Raw genomic sequence first — 25,683 nt, forward strand, 5'->3', positions numbered from 1 at the left:
TTACACTACTCTCAAACTCTCCGGTTATTTCTATACTATTTCCTAAAGTTTGAATACTATCTGAATTTACACTACTCTCAAACAAGATTATGAAGTAATAGATTCGGATGCTTGTTTGAATACTATCTGAATTTACACTACTCTCAAACTATTAATCTATCTATTTCTCTACCTCTTACGTTTGAATACTATCTGAATTTACACTACTCTCAAACATGAAAATAGTAAAATTACTGAAGCTATAAGTTTGAATACTATCTGAATTTACACTACTCTCAAACTTATATCCTGCAAAAGAAAATGAACCTGCTGTTTGAATACTATCTGAATTTACACTACTCTCAAACCTCAAATTTATTTTTAAGGGAAAACAGTTTTCGTCATTACGTAACGCTGAAATTCAGATAATATCTAATTTATGAAAGATTTATCTCACATAAATCATTATCTATAATAAATAATTTCTCTTCATTATTTATTATATCAGGTTTTTGATTTTCTACAAACAATAATTTTATTTTTTTATAAAAACATTCTCTACATAATGCTACAATATCATCTTTTTCCAAAAAAATATGAAAATTGACTAATACAAAAATTTCTTTTTTCAAAATTCTTGATACTAAATCAATATATTCTAAAATTTCTTCTATTTTATTTGAAAAACACAAAGAAAGTTTCACAGACAATAATTTAAATATTTCTTTTAAGTCTAATCCTTCTATTATTTCTAAAGGATAATCATATTTTTCTATTAAACAATAAATGTATTTTAATAAATTACTCTCCATATTTTTAGTTTCTAATAAAAATTCACTATCTATAGATAATTCTTCTAATTCATGATAAATTTTATTCAATATTTTCTTATTATTTACATCTAAATCAAAAATATCTTTTATTATATCAACTTTATTATGAATTTTCAATTCAGTATTTTTATCAAACAGAGAAAATTTACCTTCATTTCCATTAATTTGTTTAATAATTTCTTGAATAAATTCCACAAATTTTTTCTTATTTTCTACTACTAATAAATTTACTTTATTTTCTTCAAAAATTATCTCATTATTCAAATCTTCATTTATTAATTTCATAAAAACACCAGTCTTTCAGTTGTATCTAAAACTTCATTTCTATTTTCACCTAATAACATGTATAATTTTGAATATTGCTTTTCAGTTACTAATAATATTTGAATTAATCCTTCTTCAGGTTTATTCTTTTCAAGATTACTTATTAAAGTGTTTGTTGTTGTGGCATTTAAAGCTAATTTTACATAAACAGACTCCTGCAACATCATAAATCCCATTTTTATTAAAAATTTTCTGAATCTGGTATATTCTTTTCTATTTTTTTCTGTAAGAGTAGGTAAATCAAAAAATAATACTATTCTCATAAACCTATAGCTCATCTTTAGGAAACCTGATTAGAGATATGTCATTTTCATTTAATGAATCAAATATACTCTTACAGAAAATTTTTATTGCATTAGTCATATGCTGTTGTTTTCCTTCTACTATAACTTCTTTATTTAATATACCTAATATTTGGATTTTTTCTTCTTTTTCAAATTTTTCTAATTTCATTTCATAAATCAGTCTGTCAACAAAAGGTCTAAAAGGTTCCATAAAATCACAGGATAAATTAAACTGATTAAACATATTGTCATGAAAAATTCCTAACATTGTTAAATATCCATTTGAGACAATTTCTTTATTAAAACTTGATAATATTAAAGAATACCCGTAATTTAAACCATGATTTATTGAAATATCCATACTTCTGGAAAACTCAGTTCCAAATAAAGAGTTAAAATATACTTTTGCCGCATGTCCTTCTCTATTACTTATATCATCTCTTTCTACTTGTGATATATAACTATCTAACAGCTCAAAATTTTTGCATTTGAATCTTTTTAAATTATCTCTCTGATTTCTTATTTTTTCCCTTACAATTTCTTGCCAAAGTTCTCTCATATAGTCTTTTCTCCATTTTATTTGAGATTTTACTTTAGAACTTGTATCATGACTACCATAATAAGGCAGTAATTCTGAACTTGGATTTCTTTTTTCATCACAGAAAATAATTTTAATTTTTCTTTTTACCATTTCATTGAGTAGAGCTGCTGTTAATGAAACAGCAGTTGACTCAATAATTAAAGTATGTATTTCACTTAAATGAACTTTTGTAATCTTTTCATTCCTAACAACTAAATATCCTAATTTTAAATCAAGCTTTGATATACTTGATACGACCACTATTCTCCAGCTCACTTTAAAAACTCCTTTTATTTATCTAAAAATACTTTCTTCTCAAATAATCCTGTTGGTGATTGATTTATAATGCAAAAATCATTTTCAAGAATTTTTGATTTATTTAATTGCATATTATACTTTTTACTGTAATTATGTGTATATTTTGTATCAAATTCACCTTGCTGAGAATTTAAACATTTTAATATCTCTTGAATAAATCTACTCTTAGCATAACTGTCTAATACTGTAAAATCTCTTAATTTATTACAATCCTCTATATAAATAGGCAAAGTACTCTTAAATCTTGAAAAAACTCCTATTTCTATCTTTTCAATAATTTCTTTATATAATTTTTCAATCTTTTCTGATATTTCATTTTCACTTAAATCTTTGTTATTTTTATTTATTTTAAGTATTTTCGGAAGTTTTTCTAAAAATTTTTCTTTTCTTGCCTTTTCATCTTTATAAATCAACTTTAAGTGCTCCAAATTCTTATATATTTTTCTGTAAGTTTCATAATTTTCTTTTTTCAAGATAATTTGAACTCCATTTTGTTCTAACAAATTATTTCCAGTTCTCCCATTTAAATAATATTTATGTCCGTCACTATAAATTAGAGACTTATAATTCAATTTACTTATTAAAACTTTTGATTCCTGTAATTTTAAATTTTCTTTGCAGTATTTTTCTAAATCTTCTTTTCCTGCAGCTAATTTTTTTATATAAATAGGTAGTGTTTCTATACTTCTAACTCTTCTCTTCTTTTCTGTATATTCAACTATGAAAAAATAACTGTTTTTTATCTTATCATAACCGCCATATCTTGTATTACTCAAGACTCCAGATGATTTTAACGGACGTAGTTTATCCTTTTCAGAAGATATATTCTGATCACTGAATCCACCTTTCTGTTCATATGAAGCCCTTGTAAATAAAGGTCTTATTTTATAAATATATCTTTCAATTTTTGAAATCATCGTATTAGGATTCCATACATCATTTTCTCTTTCAAAAACTTTATTCAAATTATATGTTCGATTCTCTTTGTTTCTATCTTTTATAAAATTATAGGGATTATCAGTAAATAGAGTATTATATATATTTCCTGTTACTATATTCAAATATCCGTCATGAGCATGATGATAATCATTCAATTCTCTAAATTTATAAATACCGAACTTTTGTCTAAAATCAGATGTAAGTCCTGCTTTTACATAAACTATCCTTGTATCACTTCCAAATATACTCTTTAATAAATCTGCTAAAACTTTTGTAGCCTGTCTTGTTTCAACTAATTGTCTACTTATAAATCCTGCAAGTTCATCATCTGAAAATTCTTCTGTTCTCGTTAATCTTTCATATTTATTCGAAGATATAAATTCTTTTTCTTTCAATATATTCCAAAAATTCATTTGTTTTTTTTGCCAATCAAATTCAAATAAATAGCCATCTCCTTTTTCTGAATTATATTCTTTTTTTACCAAAACAGTATTATCAAAGCTATCATCTTTTATTTTAGATTGAGGATATATATGGTCAATATCATATAAATTATCATTCATCAAATCTTCCAGTCTAATAATTTCGCCGCTATACATACATCTCCCAAGCTGTAAATAGTATAAGTAAAGTTTTTTAGACTTCAAATCATCATTTGTTTTATCTTTTAAATTTTTTTCCAATTCTTTAACAAAATCATCATTTTTTATATTTTTATATAATTCCAATAATTTATCTTTTCTTTTTTCAGTCCTTTTTTTCTCAGTTTGAGTATCCCTTGCCATTTCAATAAATATCTTTTTAGGAGATTTTTTAGTTATTTTCTTTATCTCTTTTACTATTACTAAAGCTCTCCAAATCATCTTCTTTACACTGGGAGATACTTGTAAATCTTTTATTATATCTTCATATGTTATATTTTTTTCTTTTTCATTTATTCCATTATACTCCTTAATTCTATCTGAATATTCATATTTATAGCTCAACAATTCCATTATATTTTCATTTTTTCTCCATAACATCTGAATTATATTTATCAGTTCTCCTGTTTCTTCATCCATTGTTTCAATTTCTGTCAAAAACTCTTTTGATAACCTTGACCAGTCTTTATACTTTAATTTTAAAATTAGCTTTATCTGTTCAGAAGTAATTTTGTCAGAATATTTTTCTTCTATTTTTGATTTTATTAATTTTTTTTCTTCTCCGTATAATGTTATCCATAAAATAATATCTTCTATCATTTTCTTATAGCTATCTTTTACTACATTTTCTTCTCCGAATATTTTCATCATATCTATATAGGAACCTAAAGAGGTATTAAATGTCCCGTCAATTCCTGTTATTTCAGTCTTAGTAACAACTATATTCTGGCTTTTTAAAAACTCAACTAAGGTTCTCATTCCTATTTTTTTATTTTTCTGAAATAATTCTGTATATATTTTCTGTTTTAAATCTACTTGTATTTTTTCTCCTCTTATTTTTAAATTATTTAACTCATTTAATACCATGTATTTTGTATAAAGTAGAGAGTTTTTAGGTATAACATCTTTTTCAGGTAAATAAGTACATTTATTCGTCATTTTTTTTATAAATTTTTCTGCTGTTTCAGATATATTTACCATATTTTCAAAGTTCCACGGCAATATTTTTCCGTATTCCTTTCTTTCAATCCATGCAAAAGGACTTTTTGAATTTAAAGGTCCAACATAATAAGGAATTTTAAATTTAAATATTTTTATTATTTTTTCAGATACTGATAATCCAGTTTCATCTTTTCCAGTTAACCAAGAAAAATGTTTTTCAGCATTTTTCAATATTATTTCTAATTCTTTTTGATGTACCTGTCTTGGAATTACTCCATTATCTTTTATTTTTTGTTTTGGAAGAAAACTATCCAGTTCTATTTTATTTAAAATATTTTTTACAATTTCATCTGTATTTTCCTCATTAAAATACGATTTTATTTTTTTATAAAATTCTTCTTTTTCATTATTTTTTATGTATTTTTCATATAATCCATTTTCTGAAAAAATTTCCTTATAAATTTTTTTATCTAAATTTTTCAATACATCCTTTAATATTTTTAAGTCATTTTTATGTTCATTATAGAGTTTAACTTTTGAATAAGATAAATATTTATCTTCTTTCAAAATATTCTGTAATAACATCCAATCATAAATTGCTTTTGCTTTTTGAACTAATACTATTTTTTCGCCTAAAATACTTTCATATTCCTCTTCTTTTTCGTCATAATTTCCTTTTGAAAAAGATATTTTTGCCTCTTCATATTCTTTATTATCAAATATAGTAGCCATTTTTGCTTCATTTCCAACAAGTAATTTCCATATTTCCTGATATATCTTATTTTTTTCCTCTTCAAGTAATTCACTTAATTTTTCTTTCTTTTTTGTTCTATTTAGCATTTTATCAGTTAATATTTCTTTTATTATTTCTAATGATATGTCTGATTTCACTTTAAAATTTATATCCAACTCTTCATTTAAATATTTTACAAATTCATTAAAAATATCATCAAATTCAAAATTATCAGACAGTTCTCCTTCAAATAAAAAATGTCCTCTATGTGATAATATATGAGATATTGCCAAATATAACTTTCTTATCTCAAAAGCATTTTCTTCATTGTCTATCAATGCTTTTCTTAAATGGTAAATTGTAGGATACTCTGTATGATAATCTTGATCCGTATAATTTTCATCCATAAAAAGTGTATTTTTATTTTTTACAGTTTTATCTTCTATATCATATTGACTCTCTTTCAATCTCTGAAAAAATCCAAAATCTTTTTTTGATATTTCTTCACTAAATAAAGTTTGTAACAACTCTATTCTATTCTTCTTTCTTTTTAATCTTCTTCTCGATGTTCTAAAAATTCTTCTTTCTGCTGCTGTATTTCCTGTATCAAACAAATGTGTTCCCCACATAAATTTTTTATTAAATCTTAAAATATCATATTTTTCATCTGTAACTGCCCAACCAATAGAACTGTTTCCTAAATCTAATCCCAAATAATAATCACCAAATTTTTTCATTTTTCCTCCTTAAATATTATTGACTTTCGTCATTTTATGTGTTATAAATTAGTAAATCAGAATACTATCTGAATTTACATTACGAGTTCAAATAAAAATTTTTTGAAATCGTCGTCATGACTCTGCGAGTGCAGATTTAAAAGCCTAAATAGAAGGCTTTTTTATTTTAATCCGTTCAATTTGAAATTTAGATAATTACATTTTTCCTCATTTCTCTTTATTCTAATTTTAACACATTTTTTTGAAAAGTCCATACCTTAATATAAAACTTTTTATTTTAAAAATTTTTTATTCTGTGATTTTAAAACTCGAATAATATAATAAATTAAATACTTAAAAGATTATTTTTAGTTTTTATAAAAATTTAAAATAATTAAAATAGTATCATTAATGTCAAGAATACTTTATAAAAAAAGCTATCTTAAAAATTCCCATTTTCAAAATAGCTTTTATTATTTATATAATAGTAAATTCAAATCATTTTTCTAACTTCTAATAATTATAGATTTCAAGATGAATACTTTCAAATTTATAACATCTTGTGATCATTATATCTATTATTGTTTTACATTTGAAGAATATTATTTTATTTTTGATTTATGATATTATAATTATTAATACCCTAAAATTTTATTCCATTCACTTATTCTGTTTTTATGTTTATTTAAAAACTCATCTATACCGCTTCCACTAACTGTTACACTTTCCATAACATCTCCATTTGAAAGAGACTTCACTACTTCCAGATCTTTTTCCGATACTACTTCGCCAAAAATAGTATGTTTTCCATTTAACCATTCTGTAGGCACAGTTGTTATAAAAAACTGACTTCCGTTTGTTCCAGGTCCTGCATTTGCCATTGCTAATTTTCCTGACACAGAAAAATCAAGTCCATTTTTCACTTCATCTTCAAATTTATATCCCGGACCGCCCATTCCTGTTCCTGTCGGATCTCCACCCTGAGCCATAAAATCTTCTATAACTCTGTGAAATTTCAGACCGTTATAGTATCCATGTTTTACAAGATTTACAAAACTTGCCACTGTAACAGGTGATTTTTCAGGAAAAAGTTTGACATTTACCTCTCCTTTATTTGTTTTAAATTTTACTTTCATTTCCATTTTTTTAGCATATGATTCAAGACTTATTGAGAACATCATCAATAAAGCCGTCAAAATTACAGAAATATTTCTTATTTTCATTGAACCATATTTCTCCTTTCTTCAATATATTTTACGTTAATTTAGGAAAACGTATAAATCCTGTTATTTATATTACTGAATCTGTTTAATAACCTAAAATAGTCTTAGAATAATAAAATTCATTTTTATATTTTATTGGAATTTTCAAAAATATTATTTCTGTATTCTCAAATTTAATTGATAAATTTTTATTTGTAAATATTATTGAAATTAAAATACTTATACTCAAATTTTATATATTTTTATTTTAGTTTTATTTTAAATTATTACTTTTGAATATTATTCGGATTACGCCTGTAACCTTTCAACAGCTCATTATTTTCCATTATAAACGGTCTTGCATTGGGCTGATTGAATTCCACATCATATTTATTCATAAGATAATCGTTTAATTGAGTACGATTATCAAATTTTATTGCCTGATAAGGCTCCTGAAAAGCCAGCTTTTCTATAAATAATAATTTTCCGTCAGAAGTCGGCAACAGAACGCCAACATGTCCTATAAACAGGAAACTCTCTTTAGGAGTAATTTCCGAATGAAAAAATACTGAAACCAATGAAATTTTATTCCGGTTGTTAAATTTAATATTTTTCTTTTTCCAATCTTCTTTCACTTTTTCCACATGCACTGATATATCTTTTGTATTCTCCGTCTTTATAGCGGAAAATAAACTTTCAAACTGTTTCTTTTCATTATCAGTAAAAATCTTTACAGGAAAATTTTTAAGTGCATCTTCATCCATAAATAACTGTTCCGTATCTTTAATTTCAGGTTTCCCCACAGAGATAAAATCTCTCATCAGTTCAAATGATGTAATTCTGCAATTCTGACCTATAAATACAGGACTTTTTTTAGTCCAGCTTTCCTGTATCGCCACTTGGTCATAGACAGGGTTTAATTCTTCGGTTATTTTAAATCCCTCTTTTACAAGGCTCTTATTCTGAACCGTATTATTAAAATAATTTACTCCTTCAAAAAAAGATTTTATATTTTTTTCTGAAATTCCTGCACTTTTCAATACATTTTCAACTTCACTTTGAGTTGCTTTATCTACTAAATTTGAGTAAGTGATTTTTTTTAAATATTCTTCTTTTTCATTTGAAGCCGTCTTGTTTTTTTCTTCTCCATTCTTACTTTCAGAATTATTTTTGGATATATTGTTATTTTCATTCTTTTGGGAACAATTTACTAATAAAACGCTACATATCAATATAGCTATAATTTTTCTTTTTATTTTAATTTTCATTCTAATTTCCACTTTCTATAATTTATATCTGCTTTTTTATCAATTCAATATTTCATCTTATATTATCCGAAAAAAACGAATATGTCAAGTATAACGGAAATATTTAATTTAATAATTTCTATTATTTTTCTTTTTCTCTGTTTTTTATATTATTTTTCTGTTATATGAAAATATATATAAAAATTTAGTTTTACAACTCAATAAAAATGATATATAATGAATTTAGATAACTTAAAATATATTATTTAATATGAAAGGAGAAAAATGAAAAGACTGTTAATTATAATTTCAATATTTATGGTATTTATGATTGGGTATGGTAAAACTCTTGATGTAAATGTAGAACAGGGAGCTAAAATCCCTAATTTTGAATTGAAAAATTTTAGAGGCGTAAAGACAAAAAGCCGAAAAATCTTCAATAATGGAAAACCTACATTATTTGTAGTGGCTGCTGAATGGTGTCCTCATTGTCAGACCGAATTGCCTGAACTTCAAAAATTTTATGATGAAAACAAGAACAATGTAAATGTAGTAGTTGTATTTATAAGCAACAAAACATCTTTATTGAACACAAAACAATATGTCGAAAATAATAACTTTACTTTTCCTGTTTATTATGATTTTGATAAATCTATTTTAAAAGGATTTAAAGTTAAAAATGTGCCGTTTAATTTGAAAATACGAAATTCCGTAATTGAAGAAAGTAGTTCAACAATTATGAATTATGATGATTTCAATAAACTTTTCAGTAATTAAGAACATTTTTTATTTTATTTTTTCTTATATTTTTATCGTTGAATTATACAAGTTATATTATATAAAGTTATATTGTGCAAATAATAAAAATTCATATGATAATATAATTTTATTTTTTAATAATTTAACAACAGGTTAGTAATATAAAAAAAGAGTTGCATTTAGATAAAGATTTTCTCTAAATAATGCAGCTCTTATTTTATTTTTATTATTTATTTTACATCATTCCCGGCATTCCCATTCCGCCCGGCATTCCTCCGCCACCCATAGGTGTTTCTTCTTTTTCATTAGCAACTGCAACTTCTGTTGTCAACAACACTGATGATACGGAAATTGCGTTTTGGATAGCTGATCTTGTTACTTTGGCAGGGTCTATTATTCCTGACTTAACCATATCAACATATTCTTCTTTTGCTGCATCAAACCCTATTCCTGCAGCGGCATTTTTAACTTTTTCTATTACGACACCTGCATCAAGCCCTGCATTTATAACTATCTGTCTCATTGGTGAATATAAAGCTCTCTTAACTATCTCCACTCCTAAACCTTCTTCACCTTCAAGTTTGTAGTCTTCAATAGCTTTAGCTATCTGAACAAGTATTGTTCCTCCTCCGGGAACTATTCCTTCTTCTACTGCTGCTTTTGTAGCATTTAAAGCATCTTCTATTCTTAATTTTCTTTCTTTCATTTCAGTTTCTGTAGCAGCTCCCACTTTTATAACTGCAACTCCTCCTGACAGTTTTGCAAGTCTTTCCTGTAATTTTTCTCTGTCGTAGTCGGAAGTTGTGTTTTCTATAGTATTTTTAATTTGTGCTACTCTTGCTTTTATATTTTGAGATTCTCCCATACCGTCTACGATTACTGTATTGTCTTTTGTAATTCTTACTTTTTTAGCCTGTCCTAAGAAATTTATATCCGCAGTTTCAAGTTTTATACCTTTTTCTTCAGAAATCACTTCTCCACCTGTTAATACTGCTATATCCTCAAGCATAGCTTTTCTTCTGTCACCAAATGCAGGTGCCTTGACAGCTGCTATATTCAATGTTCCTCTTAATTTATTTACTACTAATGTTGCAAGAGCTTCCCCTTCAACATCTTCAGCAATTATAAGCATAGGTCTGCCTAATTCTACTGTTTTTTCAAGTATAGGCAATAATTCTTTCATACCTGATATTTTCTTATCTGTAATAAGAATGAACGGATTATCAAGCTCTACTACCATTCTTTCAGTATCGGAAACCATATATGGAGATAAATATCCGTTATCGAACTGCATTCCTTCTACAACTTCCAGTGTAGTATCAAGAGATTTAGCTTCTTCAACTGTAATTACTCCTGACTCTCCTACTTTTTCCATAGCTTGAGCTATTAATTTTCCTATTTCCTCATCTGAAGCTGAAATTGCTCCTACTTGTGCTATTTCATCATTAGATTCAATTTTTTTTGCTCTTTTCACTAATTCTTCTATTACTTTTTTGGAAGCTTTTTCCATTCCTTTTCTTATGAAAACAGGATTTGCTCCTGAAGCTACCATTTTCAGTCCTTCTTTTATTAATGCCTGAGCTAATACAGTCGCCGTAGTAGTTCCGTCTCCCGCAACATCATTAGATTTTGTCGCAACTTCTTTTACAATCTGTGCTCCTAAATTTTCAAAAGGATCTTTCAATTCTATTTCTTTTGCTATTGTAACTCCGTCATTAGTAATTGTAGGTATTCCATATCCTTTATCTAAAACTACATTTCTTCCTTTTGGTCCCAATGTTACTTTTACCGCATCAGCTAATGTATCTACTCCTATTTCCAGTGCTTTTCTTGCATCTTCATCAAATTTAATTACTTTTGCCATTTTATGTTTCTCCTCCTGTTAATTTTTAATATTTTATACTTTTTAATTATTTTTATAATAATTAATTTCCAATATAGTTATTGTTTAACAATATAATTATTATCTAATTATAGATAATGTACAACGGTTTATATATTTTTTATACTCCTACTCGACTATCCCCAGCACATTATCCATATCCAGTATCAAATATGTGTCGTCTCCGTCTTTTACTTCTGTTCCGGAATACTTTTCAAATATTACCTTATCTCCCGCTTTTACATCTTCTACGTCTTTACCTACCGCCAAAACTTCTCCTGTAATAGGTTTTTCTTTAGAAGCCGTTCCTGGTAATACTATCCCGCTTTTTGTAACTTCTTCCTGCTCAACTTGTTTTATTAAAACTCTTTTTCCTAAAGGTTTTATTTTCATTATTTCATCCTCCTGTTTATTTTATTTATAACTTAAAAGTCTTTAAATTATGACTTTCCATAATTTTTAGCACTCACACTCTCTGATTGCTAACTATATAATAATATATTTTTTGATTTTTTTCAAGTGTTTTTTTCTATTTTTTCAAATTTTTTTCAAGCACGGAATATAACTGATCCAAACGCCACTGCTCTTCATATTCCATATCAGGATTTTCAAAATAATATTTTTCAATCACGGGAATAAAGATTTCTGCCAGTTCTTTGCTGCTTATCCATGAATTTATTTGATTATTGAATTCAGGATTTGTTGAAAAAGAATAGGAATAATAAGTATAACTGTCAGTATAATAATACATCATTTCTTCAAAATGTTTCAATGCAGTTATCTTTCTGCTTTCCTCTTTCCATATATCAATATCAAATAAATGCTCTGTTTTTAGTCCACTGATATTAAACATTGTAATGTATATTGAAACATTTTCAACTCTCATTTTTTTTGGCTTCATTTTCAATATATCAATTATAAATTCTTTTGAAAATCTGTACATAAAATCAAGTTCTTTTTCATTCCAAATATCTCTTTCAAAATGACACTTATCTAAAATGAGGGAAGTATCCAGTCTTATTTCAGCACGTTTTACTGTCATTTCAAGTATTCTTGGCAGAAAATGTTTTATTTCAAAGCCCGTTTCATCATAATTGACCGCATCAAGATATTCTCTTATCAGATATTCTGAAAGCTCTTTTACAGGAGTTTTTATAAGTTTTGTTACATTTTCTTCGCTCACACAGCAGGGAGTACAAACTGATAATTTTCCGTTCAAATCATATATGAAGAGTTCATAGGCTTCTTTTATCAGTTTTTTCATTTTTTCACATATAAGCGTGTCATCAATTTCTCCATTTACCCCTATCATATCATTTTCAAAGGGTCTTGTTTTTATTTTGAATTTTTTCATCAGAAATTTTTAGAAACCTTTCTCGAATATATTTCAAATTAAATAAAACAATCTTACTTTATTTTTTCTAATTTCTATTATTATACAGTTTTATTCGGTTTAAGATTGCATAATCTGAATTTTCTATATTATTATAACATATTTTATCATCTATGATTATAATTTAATAAAAAACAGCAAACCTATTTTGATTTACTGTTCCTTAAATTACTATATTCATCTCCATTTGATTATTTAAGCCAAACAATTGTTATCTTACACTATATTTTAGTTTTTTAATCTTAATTTTCTTCATAATTTATGACGTTTGTTTCAAATTCCATATTTGGCATACATTCTGCTAAATCATTCTGAATTCGTTTGAGTGCTTCCAGACGAAATTCAACAGATGTGTTGGCATTTCCCTGAATAATAAAAATCGCATTTTTTGTCCCGTCATCAAATTTATAATTTTCTCCGTCACGGACATCTAACCATGCTAAAATTCCCGTCGTATCACGATAGATATAATCTGTTTCAGCAACATATTTTTCTGTAGATAAAATTGGAAAAAAAATATCCTCTTTTTTACTGACAGTAAACTCTATCTGGTTATGTATTTTATCGAGGTCGTGTCCACCTATGGCTAACAGTGAATGTAATGCTTCAACATTATAAATATCAATAACACTGTTAATATGCGGTATAGAACCGCGATGTTGAATATTTCGTATAAGTGCCGGAACAGTGGGAAGATTTTTCTTTATACTACGTCCCACACTTTGCAGCAAATCTTTGTAACCTTCGATAACCTTATGTTCGAGGACTTCATTAATATCGCATTTCAATGCCCAATTTTCCATTTCTTTCTGTTTTTTCAGAAACGAGTCGGATAATTTTGCATTTGGATCTATATTTTTTGCAATTCCAATTACAACACTTTTTATTCCAAGTTCTGCAATACTTTTATCAATAATAATTTTCATAACAGATATACCTCCATATTACATTACTATTTTTAAATAAGTACTTATCAGTATTATCTATTTTTTAAATCTTTTTTATTTAAATCTATTTTAGTAATTTCTATTTCAGCTTTATATTTTTTTATTTTCTACTTAGCTTCTATTATTATGAGTTCCTTATTGCTCTTATTCAAGACTTCTCTTCCGTCTTTTTTGACAACTACATCATCTTCAATTCTTACTCCGCCCCAGCCGTCAAAATAAAGCCCCGGCTCGGAAGTTACTACCATATTTTCTTTAAGTTCTATATGAGAAGCTGTTGACAGATAAGGCAATTCATGAATTTCTACTCCTATTCCATGTCCCAGTCCATGTCCGAAATATTCTCCGTAACCTTTTTCAGTAAGGAAATTTCTTACGACTTTATCCACATCGTCAGACATTATTCCTTCTTTTATAGTATTTACACCTAATATCTGTGCTTCAAGGACAAGGTTGTATATTTCTTTATGTCTTTCAGTTATATTATTTCCGTAATAAACTGTTCTTGTCATATCCGAAACATAACCGTTATAGTAGGCACCAAAATCCATTGTGATAAATTCTTCTTTTTGAATTTTTTTATCCGAAGCAACTCCATGAGGCATTGCAGATCTTACACCACTTGCAAGAATTGTCTCAAATGATTTATCTTCGGCTCCCAGTTTTCTCTGGATATATTCCATATAACCTGCTATTTCTTTTTCAGAAACACCTTCTTTTATTATCTTTAATGCTTCACTAAATGCTACATCACTTATTTCTATAGCTTTTTTTATAAATCCGATTTCTTCTTCGGATTTTATCATTCTTTCATATGTTATTTTTTCTCCTATGGGTACTAATTCAGCTTTAAACACTTCTTTTAATGTCTGATACAGGGAAAATGTAACATTATGGTCCTCAAATCCTATTTTTTTCAATCCAAGTTTTTCAGCATGTTCACCTACAAATTTTAAAGATCCTCTTGAAACTTCCTTAAATTCAAATCCCATTTTGGAAACTTGAGCTTCAGCCTGACTTCTGTATCTAAAATCAGAATAGAAAAAATTTCCTTTTCGTGTGGCAAGGGCAACTCCTGTCGTACCCGTAAATCCTGCAAAATATCTCAAATTGTATAAATCTGTAAGAAATATACCGTCTACATTAAGTTCATCCAGCAATTTTGCTAATTTTTCAGTTCTTTTTTCCATTTTTCCGCCTAAAGTCATCTTAAATAAAAATTTTAACTAAAAACTAATTATTTGTATTCATCTATATTCATCGTTTTGGCTATTATTTTTATAACTTGACTATTATTTCTATATTTATCCTGTAACTATGACAAAATATAAAACAAATATGCCTATTATAAGCATAATTATTATTTAAGACAACTTTTCTCCTTTCTTTTTATTTTGTGCTTCAATTTTTTATAGTTTCCTCTTTTATATTGATTATACCCCTTATTTTACTATTTTACAATATAAAATTGATAATAATTTGTTCTAATTTATTTAGAAATATTTTTGTAATATTCAATAACAGCTTCAGCACATTTTATGCCGTCTACGGCTGCCGACATTATCCCTCCTGCATATCCTGCACCTTCACCGCATGGAATAATTCCGTCAATGTTTGAAAAAAACTTTTCATTTCTTGGTATTTTCACAGGAGAAGAGCTTCTACTTTCTACAGCCGACAATACAGCATCATAGTTCGCAAATCCCTTTATTTTCCTGTCCATTAACTGAATTCCCTCTTTTAAAGAAATATTTATATAATCTGGAAAGCATTCATTCAGATTGGCAAATTTATACCCTTTGGCATAACTCGGCTTTACTTTTCCTAATTTTTCAGATTTTACATTTTTCACAAAATCTCCAAACAACTGAACGGGAGCTTTATAATCACTGCCTCCCAATTCAAAGGCCTTTTCTTCAAGTTTTCTCTGAAATTCAACTCCTGCAAGAACTCCGCCTTCTCCAAAATCATCGGGATACACATTTACAAGAATGGCTGAATTTGCATTTTCCAAATTTCTTTTGGAATAACTCATCCCGTTCACAACAAGTCTTCCTTCTTCGCTTGCCGCAGGCACGACTACACCTCCAGGACACATACAGAATGTATATACTCCTCTTCCATTTTCTGATTTTACACTCAATTTATATTCGGCAGCAGGAAGCTTATCGGCAAATTTTCCGTATTGAGAGTGATTTATCATAGATTGTTTATGCTCTATTCTCACTCCTACAGAAAAGATTTTTCTTTCCATTTTTATATTTTTTTCGTTCAGCATATAAAAAGTATCCCTCGAACTATGCCCTATCGCTAAGATAACTATATCAGTATCTATTTTATAGATTTCATTATGAATTTCATCTTCCGTATCGGATTTATCGGATAAAATTTCTATTATAGCTTCAGTAATTTTACTATTTTCATAAGTTATTGAAACAAGTTTATTCTGAAATCTGTATTCTCCACCTAAATCTTCTATTTTTTTTCTTATATTTTTCATTATTCCGATTAGTTTATCAGTACCCACATGCGGTTTTGACATATAAGATATTTTTTTTTCAGCTCCTGCGAGTATAAATTCCGAATAAACTTTCTGCATCCTGAAATTATTTGTATTTGTCGTCAGCTTACCGTCTGAAAAGGTTCCCGCTCCACCTTCTCCAAACTGAACATTGGAGTATTTATTGAATTTTCCGTCTTTAAAAAAATTATAAACATCTTTTTGTCTTTCCTCGACTTTTTTCCCCTGCTCGATTATTATTGGTTTCAAACCTGCTTCAGCCAGAATAAGTGCCGCAAACAGCCCTGACGGTCCGCTTCCCACTATTACAGGTCTTTTTCTATTCTTCAACTCTACTTTTTCTACAATATATTCAGATTTTTCCATTTTTCTCACATTGGGAAGATCTTTATATTTATCTTCATTAATTAAAGCAATATCAACTGAATAGACATATATTATATTGTTCTTATTTCTGGCATCTATGGCCTGTCCTGTTATTTCAAATGACTTAAATTCTTTTTTGTTTATATCCAGCATATTTTCCACTGCCTTTTTTAAATCATCATCATTATGATTTATCGGCATTTTTATATTATTTATTCTTAACATATTTCCCTCTTAATTCCTAATTATAAAATTATATGATTAAAAACATTGAAACCGGTATTTATTTATAAGTCTTTTTTATAAATTAATTTCAAATGCAAATTGTTTTTACAGACTGTTACTAAATTTATATCCCTGCATTTTTTCCTGCAATATATCCTGAAGCCCATGCCCACTGTAAATTAAAGCCTCCGCATTCTCCATACACGTCAAGAACTTCTCCTGAAAAATAAAGCCCTTTTATTATTTTTGACTCGAGGGTATCAGTATTTACTTCATCTAAGGATATCCCTCCCGCAGTTACTTGAGCATTTTTAAATCCTGTTGTTTCCAGTATATTTATTCTGTATTTTTTCAATGATGTGCAAAGTTTTTTTATTTCATTGTCATTTAAGTCTTTTACAGGTTTTGAAAGTTTCTCAATTCCTGACATTTTCGACAAAAATTGACCTAATTTCTTATTTATCATCCCGTTAAAATAATTTTCCATTGTTAAATGTGCCATTATTTTTTTTCTTTTCCTAAGTAATTCATACAATTCATTATAGTCAAATTTTTTCATAAAATCAATTTCAAATTCTACATTTTTATAAAGGGGCATTACAAAAGAGATATTAAACACTACATTTCCTGAAATTCCGTAATCAGTAAAAAGCAATTCTCCGTTATAAGTACATATTTTCTTGTTATCTCCATAAGCTGTAACCGAAGTATCAGCTTTTATTCCCTGAAGCCCTTTCACCTGATATTTTTCTGTTTTCAGCTGTACTATGGCAGGACTTAATTTCGTTATGCTATGTCCAAAATCTTTTGCCAGTTGAAATCCTGACCCGTTTGACCCCAATTCAGGATATGACTGACCTCCTGTCGAAAGTATTATTCTGTTTGCTTCAATTTTTCTTTTATCTTCTGAAAAGATTTTGAATTTAAAACCGTCTTTCTCAATTTTTCTTACATAAAACTCCGTTTCTATCTTTATCCCTAACTTTTCCGCTTCAAATCTCAAAGCATCCACTACCGAAGATGCCTGACCGCTCAGAGGATAAACTTTCCCTCTCTTTTCTTCATTACATATAATTCCCAATTCATAAAAAAAATCCATAACATTTTGGGGAGTAAAATTATTCAATATATTTTCTATTAATAATATGTTTTTTCCAAAATAATTTGATATACTTGCTCTTGCATTAGTCAGATTACATCTTCCGTTTCCTGTTACAAGAACTTTTTTCAAAATTCTTTCTTTTCTTTCCAAAATCGTTACTTTCTTTCCCGCTTTTCTTGCAGTGATTGCAGCAATCAAACCCGAAGCTCCTCCTCCTATAACTGCTATTTCAGTAGTCAATTTTTATCCTCCTTTATACACTTATAAAATTAACTCTTTTATGTAATTGTATCATATTATTTATCAAGTTTCACTAAAAAATCGGAACTTTTACAATTCCGATTTTATGATAAAAGTAAAAAACGAGCCGTGTGCTCGTTTCTTGTATGAAAGAAGTCTAAATGTAGAGATGGGGCGTCTCTCTTAGACAACATATTTATACCACTCTTTTTGATAATTGTCAATAGTAATTTTAAAATTTTTTTTCTTTTTTTGATTTTAAAATTTCAAAAACACTTCACTTTTAGAAAATATGGGCTTTCCATTTTTTGTCTTTTTTAAAAATTATCGTTTTTTAAATTTTAATTTAATTGTCTGGAAGCCCATATTTTATTATATTTGTTCATATATTCATATTTTTTAAAACTGTTCCAGCCATTTTTTAGAAAACTCATGTTCTCCTGAAATTACTTTTTCAAATTCAGTTTTCAATAATTTATAAAATTTTCCTGACTCTCCTTTAGCAGAATAATCAAGAGTTCCTATCGGTCTGCCGTCAAGAGATTCTGCGTATACTATTTTCATTGCCGTTCCCGTTACGAGCAATTCATTTGCACACAATACCATTGACCTGTCAATTTTTTCTCTATTTACTTCATATCCATTGTATTCGAGTAATTCGAGCATTGACCTTACAGTGATCCCTTCGAGGGCATCGGAACCTGTGTCAGGAACGATAATTCTATCTCTATATATTAAAATTATATTTGCAACGGACGCTTCTACCACATTTCCTGAATGGTCAAACATAAGTGCTTCGTCATAACCGTTTCTCTGGGCATCACTTGTCGCAAGAAAAGAATTTATATAAGAACCTCCAGCCTTTGCTTTTGTAGGTATTGCTGCATCACTGTATTTTCTGTATGTAGAGCTCATAAACCTGATACCTCCATTATCAGTACTTATATAGTCTGCCATAGGCATTATATATATGGCAAGTTCAAAATTTAGCCCCGCTTTTTTAGGTGATATTCTTGGTTGACTGCAAAATACAAACGGTCTCATATAAAAATCTTCTTTTATATCATTTTTTTCAATTAATTCTGCAACTATTTCTCTAAATTTTTCCCATGAAATATAAAATTCAAATCCGAGCATTTTTGATGCATTCATTAATCTTGTATAGTGGTCTTTCAGTCTGAATACACTTACTTTCCCATTTCTGTAATATCCTCTTATTCCTCCAAAACATGTCGTTCCATATTGTAAGCTGTGTGTAGCAATACTTACTGTTGCTTTTTCAAATTCGACTATTTTATTATCGAAATATGCATATTTCATAAATTCACTTTTCATTATTTCCTCCATAATATAATATTTTCTATTATTTTATCATTTTATAAATCATTAGTAAAATTAATTATAAATATAGGATTTATTTTTTTTATAAATATTTAAATTCATATTTTCTTAATTTCTCCGCCACCTACAAGCTCATCATTCAAATAAAATACTATGTGCTGTCCTTCACTATTTTCGGCATTTTTCTTTTCAAACTTGAAATATATTCTCTTTTTCTGATTTTCAGTTTTATCTTCTATTTTTGATAGTTTTCTATTTTTTTCATCAATATTTTTAATATCCGATATAAGTTTCCCTTTTAGACCCTTTGAAGAAAATCTCGGTCTTGCAATCAGTTCTTTTCCAATCAGTGTATCTATTTTATAATGAAATTTATAGTTTATTATTTCTATTTTATCTGTCAATAATTCTTCAAAATCTCCTATTACAATCTCATTTGTATCGGGTCTTATTTCCGAAATGAAAAAAGGGCGTCCAAGATTGAGTCCTAATCCTCGTCTTTGTCCTACAGTATAAAACTGATAACCTATATGTTCTCCTATTATTTCTCCTTTTTTATTTACAAAATTACCTTTTTTTGCTGAATTTCCAAGCATTTTTTTCAAAAAAGAAATATATCCGTCAGGAGCAAAGCATATTCCTTGACTGTCAGGTTTTGCATGAGTATGGATACCGTTTTCCTTGGCTATTTTTCTGACTACAGGTTTTTCATATTCGGACAAAGGAAAAAGAAATCTTTCCACAACTGATTTGTCAAGACGATATAGCATATATGACTGGTCTTTGGGATTATTTTCATCCCATAAAAGAAGATTATTCATACTTTTTTTGGAATAATGTCCCGTTGCTATGTATTTTATTCCCATTTTGTCAGCAAAATCGACTATTTTTTTTATTTTTACCTTTTCATCACAAATAATACAAGGAGAAGGAGTTTTCCCCTGATTGTACATTTGTATAAAATAATCCATAACTTCTCTCTGAAATTCTTCCACCACATTTATCGTATAATGAGGTATCCCCAAAGTGTAACATGTCATCTTCGCATCAGATATGTCATCCAGTGAGCAGCATGTTTTGCCCGGACTTTCAGACAGTTCATCAGGCAGATGTTTCAATGTTACTCCGATTACTTCATATCCCTCGTTTTTCAATAAAAGAGCAGCGACAGAACTGTCTATGCCGCCACTCATTCCTACTACTACTTTTTTATTATCCATTTTTATTCATTTTTCCCTTTTGTTTTTATTAAATAATACAACCATATTTATCGCTTTTATTTGTTATATTGCAAATAAATCCCATTTTAACTCTATTCATTGGCTGCGTTATAATATATTTATATACTTCATCACTTACATTTTCACTGCCCTTGTCATTATAAATGACGGTATATTCAGCTCATGAAGCCTTCCTTCTCCGTTTGTATCTTCTTCGATATCAGTCAGAATAAATCCTGCTTTCAGCTGACCGCCTATCTGTTCTGTCAATGAATGCGAAAACTGAATTCCTGCATCTTCTTCTTTCAGCTGTTTTCTGTTATTTTCATTGATTAGAGGATTAAAAGGCAGACTGTTAATTATCTTTTCTTCCCTTGTATCCACAATATAATTTATCCCTATATCCAAACCGCACAACAGAATTCCGCCTTTTTTCAGAATACGGTAACATTCTTTGAATATAGGCTCCACTTTTTCTACATAACAGTTACTCACCGGATGAAAAATAATATTAAAACTTTCATCATCAAAAGGAAGAGGTTTAGTCATATCAGCTTTTATTATTTCTACTTGATAGCCTTCCCTTTCTGAAACTTCTTCTTCAGATTTCAGCTGCCTGTCAGAATAATCCAAAACTGTACATTCAGCACCAAGTGCAGAAAAAATAGGTATCTGCTGTCCTCCTCCCGAAGCCAATCCTAAAAGCTTTTTTCCTCTCATTTCTCCAAACCATTCATGAGGTACAGATTTTACAGGAGTTAGCAGTACATTCCATTTTCCGTTTTTAGCATTTATATATGTTTCATGATTTACAGGTTTCCCCCATTCCCAACCTTCTTCAATCCAGCGGTCAATGGTTTTGGCATTAATATCCTGATAATTTTTATTCATAATAACCCTCTTTTTCTTTATTCTTGAAAAATTTTATCTGAAAATTTATCTAAGAGTAAATTTGATGATTTTTTTATTTTATTCTAAAAATATTTCACATATAAAAATATTTATTTATTTTAAAAAATATAAATTTATCATTAATTAAATAGCATATCTTATTTATAATTCTCTTCATATTTTTTATTATGAAAATTTCAATCAAATCAGGCAAATCAGGAAAAATACTTTTAGATATAAAAAATATTTTCAAAACAATCTATCAAAGCTTATTTAACAACGATATTCACCAGTTTATTCGGCACTACGATTACTTTGACAACTTCTTTTCCTTCAATAAACTTTTTCGTTTTTTCGGAAGCAAAAGCTAATTTTTCACATTCTTCTTTAGATATTCCTATTATTGCAGGTACTGTATCACGAATTTTTCCATTTATCTGAATGACAAGATTTATTTTATTTTCTTTTGTCAGTTCTTCTTCAAATTCAGGCCATTTTTCTTCAAAAGTAAACGTGTCGTGTCCTGTTATTTCCCACAGCTCATCAGCTATATGAGGAGCAAAAGGTGCAATCAGCAGTATAACTTTTTCAAGAACTTCTTTCCATATTTTTTTAGATTCGGTAGAAACATTATCTTTGTCAATCACTTCCTGTTTATAAGTAGTCATATCATTCAGAAGTTCCATAACTGCGGCTATTGCTGTATTGAAATGAAAATCGTCTTCTATGCTTTCAGTAACTTTCTTAACTGTCTGATGTAATTTTTTCTGTATTTCCTCATCTTTTTCATTTCTTTTATTCAAATCAATATTATAATTATTGTCTCTCACAGCGTTTTCATCTGCGAACTCCAAAGTATCTGAAATCAGTAAATATAATCTGTTTATAAATCTATATGCTCCTGCCAGTCCGTTTGCATTCCATTCGAGTTCTTTTTCAGGCGGTGCAGCAAATAGAGTAAACACTCTTGCAGGGTCCGCACCATATTCTTTTACTATTTCTTCAGGGTCTGCACCGTTATTTTTTGATTTACTCATTTTCTCAATTTTTACAATTAGCTCTTCCCCTGTTTTTTTGGAAAATGCTTTTCCATCTTTTATTTCAGTGTCTTTAGGAAAATAATATTTTCTTTCGTTTTGAGAATAGTAAGAAGGCCCTAATACCATTCCTTGAGTCAGCAATCTTTTAAACGGTTCGTCTGTTTTCACAAGTCCCATATCTCTCAGTACTTTGTGAAAAAATCTCGCATAAAGCAGGTGCATTACTGCGTGTTCTATCCCGCCGATATATTGATTTACAGGAGTCCAGCTGTCCGCATATTCTTTTTCAAAAGGCTTTTCACTGTTATGTGGATCTAAATATCTTAAATAATACCACGATGAATCCACAAAAGTATCCATAGTGTCAGTTTCTCTTCTACCTTTTTTCCCATTAGGCAGTGTTATACTTTTAAATTCTTCGGAAGTTTCGAGGGGATTACCCTTTCCGCTAAACTCAATGTCAGTAGGTAATTTTACAGGAAGATTTTCTATTTCTTCCATATGAATATTTCCCTCTTCGTCATAAATTACAGGGATTGGTGTTCCCCAATATCTCTGTCTGCTTATTAGCCAGTCGTGCAGTCTGTAATTTACCGTTTTCTTTCCTTTTCCTTCATTTTCAAGTTTTTCAGTTATTTTTATTTTAGCTTCCGTGTTCTTTGTTCCGTTAAATTCTGCCGAATTAACAAGTACTCCACCGGATGTATACGCTGTTTCCATTTCATCAAGATTTATTTTTTCAGGATTTCCGTCCTTATCGACAGGATTTATGACTATTCTCATAGGAAGACTGTATTTTTTGGCAAAAAAGAAATCTCTTTCGTCATGTGCAGGAACCGCCATAACTGCCCCTGTCCCATAGTCCATTAATACGTAATTTCCTATCCATAAAGGTACTTTTTCACTGTTTACAGGATTTATTACATAAAGCCCTGTGAATATACCCTCTTTCTCTTTATCTTCGGCAGTACGGTTTATTTTATCTTCATTAATCATCTTGTCAACCTGCTCCTTTAATGAAGGATTTTCTTTCAGTACAATCTCTTCAACAATAGGATGTTCAGGTGCTATTACAGCATAAGTTACTCCAAACAGTGTATCCGCCCTCGTTGTAAATACAGGGATTAATACTTCCCCATTATTTCCTATATTTAGATTACTTTCCTTATCCTTACTGCTATTGTCAAATTTATAATCAAGTATAAAATCTATCTCGCTTCCTGTAGACTTGCCTATCCAGTTTTTTTGCATAGCCAGCACCTGTTCAGGCCAGTACCCTCTCAATTCTTCATGTCCCTGTAGCAGTTCTTCTGCATAATCGGTAATTTTTAAATACCATTGGGACAGCTCTTTCTGAATTACATCCGTTTTACTGTGTCTCCAGCATTTTCCATTTTCAACCTGCTCATTTGCCAAGACGGTATTACACTCAGGACACCAGTTTACATAAGATCTTTTTTTATAAACAAGACCTTTTTTATACATTTCTATAAAAAACAGCTGATTCCATTTATAATATTCAGGAGTGTATGTACCTATTTCCCTGTCCCAGTCATAAGAAAGCCCCATTAGCTTCAACTGTCTTCTCATATTGTCAATATTGGCTTTTGTCCATTGCCCAGGATGAGCTCCATTATCAATAGCGGCATTTTCAGCAGGAAGTCCGAAACTGTCCCAGCCAAAAGGGTGCAACACGTTAAATCCTTTCATTTTCTTATATCTCGCAATAGCATCTCCTATGGCATAGTTTCTTAAATGTCCGACATGCAGTTTTCCTGAAGGATACGCAAACATTTCCAGAGTATAATAGTTTTCTTTTCCTTCAATTTTATTTTCACTTTTAAATACGTTTTTTTCCTGCCATTTTTCCTGCCATTTTTTTTCAATCTGTTCGGGTTTGTATTCTTTTATCATTTGTATTCACGACTATAAAAGTCTTATCTCCTTTCACTTTATATATAACACATCTTGATAACTCTATATTTGTTATACAGTATAACATTTCAGGTTTAATTTTTCAATGATTATAATCCTTTTTAGAATTTTTAAAATCTTCTCTTTCTTTAATTGTATTATTCTTTTTTTCACTTATTTTAAAGTATGAAAAACTTGAAGAAAAATATTTTTTATTTTATATCTTCTCTTTCCTCTATTTAAAGTAATTTTCCATTTTCTACTTCGCCATTTCTGCCAGTATTATTCCTCCTGCAACGGATACATTCAGAGAGTTTATATGACCTTTCAGATGTATTTTTACTATTTTGTCGCAATGTTCCCTTACTTTTTTTCTCATTCCGTTTCCCTCGCTGCCTAATACAAGACAAACTTTGTCAGGATAGTCTTCCTCATAATAATAACTTTCTCCGTCAGCTTCGGCACCATAGACTTTATAGCCGTATTTTTTAAATTTATCGATAGTATCCGAAATATTTGTAACTTTCACAACATCTATATGTTCTATTGCTCCGGCAGAAGATTTTACAACTGTTTCAGTTACTTTGACATTGTTTCTGTCCTGAATTATAATTCCGTCCGCTCCGAAACATTCGGCACTTCTTATTATCGCTCCAAAATTTCTCGGGTCCTGTATCTGATCTAAAATGACTATCAATGACTTATCTTTTACTAAAATTTTTTCGAGAAATTCGGATAATTCAAGGTAATAGTCAAATTCAGAAACCAATGCGACAACTCCCTGAGAATTTTCAGTTCTTCTGTCTGTATAAAATATTTTTATATTTCTTCTACTTGCTAAATTCAATATTTCTTTTACCGTATCTTTTTTTATCCCTTTATAAATTTCTATTTTTTCTATATTTTTATCTGATTTTAGCACTTCAATAACAGGATTTATTCCTATGATTTTTTCCATATTTTTTATGAGATGTCCTGTAAACTGAATATAATTTTCTAAATATAAATATATATTGTGTGTTTCCTTATTTACTTGACAGCTCTCTTCTCCTTTCATTTTTCATTATTTTTCTTTTTTTTATATTTATTATAATCTATTTGTTA

General features: G+C 28.7%; 19 protein-coding genes and 1 CRISPR repeat array. Of the genes, 1 reads left to right on the forward strand and 18 read right to left on the reverse strand.

Going from position 1 to position 25,683, the window contains the following annotated elements; all coding sequences use genetic code 11:
- Nucleotides 1-47 precede the first annotated feature (47 nt).
- Nucleotides 48-347: a CRISPR direct-repeat array (repeat unit 36 nt; unit sequence GTTTGAATACTATCTGAATTTACACTACTCTCAAAC).
- A 69-nt stretch (nucleotides 348-416) separates the two neighbouring features.
- The 6 genes from csn2 to ACO5J6_RS00030 form a co-directional block, all read right to left on the reverse strand.
- Nucleotides 417-1,097 carry a type II-A CRISPR-associated protein Csn2 gene (gene csn2 / locus ACO5J6_RS00005; protein ID WP_485641233.1) on the reverse strand — a complete coding sequence of 227 codons (681 nt, stop codon included), beginning with the start codon at nucleotides 1,095-1,097 and terminating at the stop codon, nucleotides 417-419.
- Nucleotides 1,094-1,399 (reverse strand): CRISPR-associated endonuclease Cas2, encoded by a 306-nt coding sequence (gene cas2, locus ACO5J6_RS00010; RefSeq protein WP_314114767.1) that lies wholly within the window; start codon nucleotides 1,397-1,399, stop codon nucleotides 1,094-1,096. Before cas2 ends, csn2 begins: the two co-directional genes overlap by 4 nt.
- A gap of 4 nt (nucleotides 1,400-1,403) precedes the next feature.
- On the reverse strand, nucleotides 1,404-2,276 hold the full coding sequence (cas1, locus tag ACO5J6_RS00015; protein WP_485641234.1) for a type II CRISPR-associated endonuclease Cas1: 873 nt from the start codon (nucleotides 2,274-2,276) through the stop codon (nucleotides 1,404-1,406).
- 14 nt (nucleotides 2,277-2,290) lie between these two features.
- Nucleotides 2,291-6,310, reverse strand: coding sequence for a type II CRISPR RNA-guided endonuclease Cas9 (gene cas9 / locus ACO5J6_RS00020; RefSeq protein ID WP_485641235.1), 4,020 nt, complete (start codon nucleotides 6,308-6,310; stop codon nucleotides 2,291-2,293).
- A 614-nt stretch (nucleotides 6,311-6,924) separates the two neighbouring features.
- Nucleotides 6,925-7,467, reverse strand: a complete 543-nt coding sequence (locus ACO5J6_RS00025; RefSeq protein ID WP_485641647.1) for a peptidylprolyl isomerase — start codon at nucleotides 7,465-7,467, stop codon at nucleotides 6,925-6,927.
- A gap of 311 nt (nucleotides 7,468-7,778) precedes the next feature.
- Nucleotides 7,779-8,759, reverse strand: a complete 981-nt coding sequence (locus tag ACO5J6_RS00030; RefSeq protein ID WP_485641236.1) for a DUF4300 family protein — start codon at nucleotides 8,757-8,759, stop codon at nucleotides 7,779-7,781.
- A gap of 264 nt (nucleotides 8,760-9,023) precedes the next feature.
- Between ACO5J6_RS00030 and ACO5J6_RS00035 the strand changes: the two genes are divergently transcribed.
- Entirely contained in the window at nucleotides 9,024-9,515 is a 492-nt protein-coding gene (locus ACO5J6_RS00035; RefSeq protein ID WP_485641237.1) for a TlpA family protein disulfide reductase, read from the forward strand.
- Between the two features lie 217 nt (nucleotides 9,516-9,732).
- Here ACO5J6_RS00035 and groL read toward each other — a convergent pair whose 3' ends face one another.
- The 12 genes from groL to rlmB form a co-directional block, all read right to left on the reverse strand.
- Nucleotides 9,733-11,361: a chaperonin GroEL gene (gene groL, locus ACO5J6_RS00040; protein ID WP_485641238.1), complete on the reverse strand. Its 1,629-nt coding sequence runs from the start codon at nucleotides 11,359-11,361 to the stop codon at nucleotides 9,733-9,735.
- 147 nt (nucleotides 11,362-11,508) lie between these two features.
- Entirely contained in the window at nucleotides 11,509-11,772 is a 264-nt protein-coding gene (gene groES / locus ACO5J6_RS00045; RefSeq protein WP_485641239.1) for a co-chaperone GroES, read from the reverse strand.
- A 136-nt stretch (nucleotides 11,773-11,908) separates the two neighbouring features.
- Entirely contained in the window at nucleotides 11,909-12,733 is an 825-nt protein-coding gene (locus ACO5J6_RS00050; RefSeq protein WP_485641240.1) for a hypothetical protein, read from the reverse strand.
- A 281-nt stretch (nucleotides 12,734-13,014) separates the two neighbouring features.
- Nucleotides 13,015-13,698, reverse strand: a complete 684-nt coding sequence (locus ACO5J6_RS00055; RefSeq protein WP_485641241.1) for a B3/B4 domain-containing protein — start codon at nucleotides 13,696-13,698, stop codon at nucleotides 13,015-13,017.
- Between the two features lie 128 nt (nucleotides 13,699-13,826).
- A complete protein-coding gene (locus ACO5J6_RS00060; RefSeq protein WP_485641242.1) occupies nucleotides 13,827-14,909 on the reverse strand; it encodes a M24 family metallopeptidase in 1,083 nt (360 codons plus the stop codon).
- A 299-nt stretch (nucleotides 14,910-15,208) separates the two neighbouring features.
- Nucleotides 15,209-16,831: an NAD(P)/FAD-dependent oxidoreductase gene (locus ACO5J6_RS00065; protein WP_485641243.1), complete on the reverse strand. Its 1,623-nt coding sequence runs from the start codon at nucleotides 16,829-16,831 to the stop codon at nucleotides 15,209-15,211.
- A gap of 124 nt (nucleotides 16,832-16,955) precedes the next feature.
- The gene (locus ACO5J6_RS00070) at nucleotides 16,956-18,173 is read right to left on the reverse strand and encodes a BaiN/RdsA family NAD(P)/FAD-dependent oxidoreductase (RefSeq protein WP_485641244.1); all 1,218 of its coding nucleotides are present in this window, start codon (nucleotides 18,171-18,173) and stop codon (nucleotides 16,956-16,958) included.
- A gap of 399 nt (nucleotides 18,174-18,572) precedes the next feature.
- A complete protein-coding gene (locus tag ACO5J6_RS00075) occupies nucleotides 18,573-19,508 on the reverse strand; it encodes a branched-chain amino acid transaminase (protein WP_485641245.1) in 936 nt (311 codons plus the stop codon).
- Between the two features lie 104 nt (nucleotides 19,509-19,612).
- Nucleotides 19,613-20,734: a tRNA 2-thiouridine(34) synthase MnmA gene (mnmA, locus tag ACO5J6_RS00080; RefSeq protein WP_485641246.1), complete on the reverse strand. Its 1,122-nt coding sequence runs from the start codon at nucleotides 20,732-20,734 to the stop codon at nucleotides 19,613-19,615.
- 135 nt (nucleotides 20,735-20,869) lie between these two features.
- Nucleotides 20,870-21,625: a class I SAM-dependent methyltransferase gene (locus tag ACO5J6_RS00085; protein ID WP_485641247.1), complete on the reverse strand. Its 756-nt coding sequence runs from the start codon at nucleotides 21,623-21,625 to the stop codon at nucleotides 20,870-20,872.
- Nucleotides 21,626-21,894: 269 nt separating this feature from the next.
- Nucleotides 21,895-24,579, reverse strand: coding sequence for a leucine--tRNA ligase (gene leuS, locus ACO5J6_RS00090; protein WP_485641248.1), 2,685 nt, complete (start codon nucleotides 24,577-24,579; stop codon nucleotides 21,895-21,897).
- A 259-nt stretch (nucleotides 24,580-24,838) separates the two neighbouring features.
- On the reverse strand, nucleotides 24,839-25,537 hold the full coding sequence (gene rlmB / locus ACO5J6_RS00095; RefSeq protein WP_485641648.1) for a 23S rRNA (guanosine(2251)-2'-O)-methyltransferase RlmB: 699 nt from the start codon (nucleotides 25,535-25,537) through the stop codon (nucleotides 24,839-24,841).
- Between the last annotated feature and the right edge of the window lie 146 nt (nucleotides 25,538-25,683).

Source organism: Pseudoleptotrichia sp. (assembly GCF_057270515.1).